The sequence below is a fragment of the Chryseomicrobium imtechense genome, from assembly GCF_041475995.1.
GTDB classification, from domain to species: domain Bacteria; phylum Bacillota; class Bacilli; order Bacillales_A; family Planococcaceae; genus Chryseomicrobium; species Chryseomicrobium aureum.
Genome location: NZ_JBGOBM010000028.1, coordinates 1 through 3,204 on the forward strand (window position 1 = coordinate 1; position 3,204 = coordinate 3,204).

The following is a 3,204-nucleotide window of genomic DNA, read 5'->3' on the forward strand; positions in this document are numbered from 1 at the left end:
CTCCATAAAATCAAAATACCATGAACACTGGGCTCATGGCATCAAAAATTATATACTTTCTTATCTTTTAAAAAAACCTGGCTCCGCGCTAAGCGCGAGCCAGGTCTTCTTCAGATTGTTCGGTTTCATCTTCTAATTTCGTCACAGTCATCTTCACAATTCGGTTGCGGTCCATTTCGTTCACTTCAAAGTGCAAGTTTTCGAAGATGACCTTCTCCCCTTCATCTGGCACATGCCCAAGCAATTCCATGATGAAGCCACCAATTGTTTCGTTTTCTGTTTCAATGTTCATTTCCATCAAATTATTAAAGTCTTCGATTTCAAAACGAGCGGCACACACTAAGCGGTCGGCCGTGTGTTCATATACCAGCGGTTGCTCATCATCGTCTGTCTCATCTTCAATCTCTTGACCAATCATCTCTTCAATAATGTCTTCGTGCGTAACAATTCCAAGTGTTCCACCAAACTCATCTAAAACAATAGCCATGTGCTTTTTCTTCGCTAGCATTTGCTTGTAGACTTTCTCAACACTTAACGATTTCACAACGAAGAGTGGTTCACGATCCACAAATTCTTCTAGTGCACGTTCTGGATTCATCGACCACTCAATGAAACGTTTCGTATAAAACATTCCAATGATCTCATCCATGCTCTCTTCATAAACTGGAAAACGTGTGTATTTATTTTCAAGTAAGATGGAACGTACTTCTTCAAACGTAGCAGTCGTTGGAATTCCGACAATCTCTGTACGGTGCGTCTCGAGGACATCCTCAACATCTTTATGAGGGAAATCAAGTACACCTTTCAAACGGTCAGACTCTTCTTCTTCGAACGTTCCTTCAGTTGAGGCGATATCTACCATAGAGCGTAACTCTTCTTTGGTAAGAGTCGCTTCTTTTACAGCACCCTTAGAAAGAACACGAATAAAGATATTTGTTAATTGTCCAAGTAAGAAAGTGATAGGTCGCATTATTTGTACAAGCGCCCCGATTACCGGAGCTACAATATACGCTACACGATCCGAAAAAGTTACTGAAATCGTTTTCGGCAATACTTCACCAAAAATAATAATTGTAACGGTCAGTGCAGCTGTAGCAAGAGCTACGTCCCAATTATAATTTAATGCAATAATCGTTAACAAGGTTGGCATTGCAATGTTCACAATGTTGTTCCCAATTAAAATTGTTGTGATCATGCGGTCCGGCTTAGACAACAGCACGAGAAGTTTTTGTGACGCACGATCCCCTTGCTCAGCCCGAAGCTGGACCTTCATCCTATTGACTGCGGTTAACGCAGTTTCACTGCCGGAAAAGAAAAATGACAGCGCTAAACAGATGCCTAAATAGACAAATTCCATTGGTTTCTTGTTCCCCCTATAGAGTAACGCTCAAAATTTAGATTAGAGCTATCATATCATATTTCGACGGATTGATGCATTGAAAGCTCCATAATTCTGAAAGTTTGCTATACTTGATACTAGATTCTACATAACAAGAAAGAGGGATTCGATGCACTCACCAAAGCTAGATCAGTATTTTTCAGATATGCGAGAAACACATCTTTCCGAACTAAAAGAATTCTTGAAAATAGCAAGTATTTCATCATTATCTGAACACAAAGAAGATATGCAAAAAGGTGCAGAATGGCTAGCGGAAAATATGAAACAAGCCGGTCTTGAAAACGTCAAAATCGATGCGACCGCTGGACACCCTGTTGTGTATGCAGATTGGCTGCACACACCAGGAAAACCAACTGTGTTGATGTATGGGCACTATGACGTACAGCCTGTAGATCCTCTTCACTTATGGGAAACAGAACCGTTTGAGCCAACGATTCGAGACGAAAAGCTCTTTGCACGTGGCGCAAGCGACGACAAAGGGCAAGTATTTATGCATGTCAAAGCTGTAGAAGCTTTACTAAAGAATTCTGGCGAGCTTCCCGTCAATATCAAGTTTTTGATTGAAGGCGAAGAAGAAATCGGAAGCCCGAGCCTAGATGCTTACGTGGAAGAAAATAAAGAGGCTCTAGCAGCGGATATCATTGTGATTTCAGATACGGGGATGCAAGGACCTGGTCAGCCAGCAGTATGTTATGGACTTCGTGGTCTTGCAGGCATTCAAATCGACGTAAAAGGCGCAAAAGGAGACCTTCACTCGGGTCTTTACGGAGGCGGTGTACAAAACGCGCTGCATGCCATCGTCGAACTATTAGCTTCGTTCCGCGATAAAGAAGGCACGATTCAAGTGGATGGTTTCTATGAAAATGTTCGTCCACTTTTAGATGACGAGCGTGAAGCTTACAAAGCACTTGGTTTTGACGAAGAAGCTTTGAAGCAAGAGCTTGAAGTCCCGTCCTTGTTTGGGGAGCCAGGGTTCACGCATTTAGAACGCGTGTGGGCACGTCCGACATTAGAAGTCAACGGTGTGTTCGGCGGGTTCTCGGGTGAAGGAATTAAAACGGTTCTGCCAAATGAAGCAGGTGCTAAAATCACGTGCCGCCTCGTTCCAGATCAGGATCCAGATGAAATTGTCGCGAAGTTGAAAGCACACGTGGAATCACATAAGCCACAAGGTGTCGAAGTAACCGTTTCAGAATTCGATAAAGGGAAACCATTTATCACCCCTTACGATCACCCAGCAATTCAAGCAGCTGGCGCAAGTTATGAAGCTGTCTATAACGTACCGACTGCTTACGTGCGCGGAGGCGGTTCGATTCCAATCGTTGCTTCGTTCGATGAGATTCTTGGGCTTCCAGTCGTATTGATGGGCTTTGGATTATCTACGGAGAATTTCCATGCACCGAATGAGCACTTCCACCTGGAGAACTTTGACAAGGGCCTCCGAGTGATAGGGAATTACTACGAGCAGCTTGCGAACTTTACTCCTGAGCAATTAAAGAAATAATTGTGTAGCAATTCAAGAAAAGAGTTTCTCGAAAATGAGAGACTCTTTTTTGATACTTAAGATAGTTAGAAACTTTCGAAATGCACCAACACAGTGCCCGGAAGCCAGTACGTCATTTCCCGGGCTATCGGAGTTTTGCCGAGAACCCACAACGAGACGTAAGTCGATGTGAGGAGGCTCGGTGAAAGTCCCCCAGGAAATGGCGTTCTGGATTTTGGGCTCTCAATCATAACCACCAGTAGAACTGGTGGTTTGCTCTGCGCCTATAAGGCGCTTTTACTGGCCATGTCTGAAAGACATA

The 3,204-nt window shown here is 43.5% G+C and carries 2 protein-coding genes; one reads left to right on the forward strand and one right to left on the reverse strand.

Going from position 1 to position 3,204, the window contains the following annotated elements:
- Positions 1-88: 88 nt before the first annotated feature.
- Positions 89-1,357, reverse strand: a complete 1,269-nt coding sequence (locus tag AB5N96_RS13370; RefSeq protein WP_204589572.1) for a hemolysin family protein — start codon at positions 1,355-1,357, stop codon at positions 89-91.
- A gap of 151 nt (positions 1,358-1,508) precedes the next feature.
- Between AB5N96_RS13370 and AB5N96_RS13375 the strand changes: the two genes are divergently transcribed.
- On the forward strand, positions 1,509-2,903 hold the full coding sequence (locus tag AB5N96_RS13375) for a dipeptidase (RefSeq protein ID WP_499705753.1): 1,395 nt from the start codon (positions 1,509-1,511) through the stop codon (positions 2,901-2,903).
- The last annotated feature ends 301 nt before the right edge of the window (positions 2,904-3,204 follow it).

Excerpts from the sequence above, each read along its gene's own strand:
- AB5N96_RS13370 (WP_204589572.1), bottom strand. The coding sequence starts at position 1,357 with ATGGAATTTGTCTATTTAGGCATCTGTTTAGCGCTGTCATTTTTCTTT.
- AB5N96_RS13375 (WP_499705753.1), top strand. The coding sequence starts at position 1,509 with ATGCACTCACCAAAGCTAGATCAGTATTTTTCAGATATGCGAGAAACA.